Annotated in this window: 1 protein-coding gene; it reads left to right on the forward strand. The window is 52.2% G+C overall.

What is annotated here, in order from left to right; all coding sequences use genetic code 11:
• Positions 1-491 precede the first annotated feature (491 nt).
• The gene (locus KNP78_RS15520; protein WP_084592806.1) at positions 492-1,262 is read left to right on the forward strand and encodes an ISL3 family transposase; all 771 of its coding nucleotides are present in this window, start codon (positions 492-494) and stop codon (positions 1,260-1,262) included.
• The last annotated feature ends 32 nt before the right edge of the window (positions 1,263-1,294 follow it).

The raw sequence follows: 1,294 nt of genomic DNA on the forward strand, positions 1-1,294 counted from the left end.
GTGGTTGACGCATAAAATCCATCAGATTTTGAATTGAACATAGAAAAAAAGCGAAAACCCCGGTATCGTAATTGTTGCCTAGACAAACCACGATTGGAGTTTTCGCTTTGTCCCAACAGTTTATCAAATTACTTCTTCCACTTCCAGACCTTTTTCAGATCCAGATGTCTTCAGACGAAGAACCGAACGTTTTCCCGGTCATCCCGGATCGACACGACATCCCTTGCCCGCTTTGCCAGAGAAAGACAGTCCTGCATTCGAAAAGGCGACGTCGCTTCCGACACGGTCACGCATGGAACGTCGGTATACTCTGGATTGAGCTGGATGTCCCACGTCAAAGATGCTTCTCTTGTGATTTGACGTTCGTGTATGACTACGGTCTCGGGCTCGTCCGCACCTCCACCGAGGTGTTCCGGAAAGGCATCGCAGAACGTTGCCACGGTAGGACGATCTCAGATGTAGCGCGTGAATAGGGATTACCTTACACGACGGTGGAACGATGGTTTTATCGGTACGCCTCAGTAGAGACAGAGAAGCATACGACAGACGTCCTCATCGACGAGTTCGCCACACGAAAAGGACATCACTATGCGACAATCGCCCTCGATGCGGAGAGTGGTCGGCTCCTGTCCATTGTCCCGGGAAGGGACGTCACGGCCATCACGGCTGCACTCCAAGGCATAGCCGGAGACATCCGTTCTGTCGTCAGTGACTTTGCACCGACAATGGCGAAGGCCGTCGCACATGTCTTCCCGGATGCGAAACATGTGCTGGATCGTTTCCATCTCATCCAGTTCTTCACGGACGCCCTTCGCCGTCGGCGTCGTTTTTTGAACGAGGTGAAACGTCACCATCATGTCCGTGTGATTGACCGTGCTCTCGCCTGTCGTCCGGAGACGCTGTCCCCCGAAGACCGGGAGGTCGCCGATTCTTGCCTTCGGGAAGATCCGTTCACCCGGGACCTCTATCAAGGACTTCAACATATTCGATATGTGCTGAAGGCCACGTGCCATGGACAGGCGAAACGTCGACTGACCGATTGGTTGGATCGTTATCAGTCCCATCCTTGCGGGCCTCTGGCGAAGATCGCGAAATCGATCCAGAACCGAGAGGAAGCGATGCGTCGAACAATCGTGTCCAGTCTATCGAACGGAAAGATGGAAGGAACGAACAACAAAATCAAGCTTATCAAACGCCGTGGTTATGGCTACCGAAACCTCGAACGTTTCTTTTTGAGATTACGCTTCGAGCTTGGTCGTTAAAATAGCAACCACGTGTTATGGTGATGAGCCAA

This window comes from Exiguobacterium sp. s28, from assembly GCF_018618135.1.
Taxonomy (GTDB): Bacteria; Bacillota; Bacilli; order Exiguobacteriales; family Exiguobacteriaceae; genus Exiguobacterium; species Exiguobacterium mexicanum_A.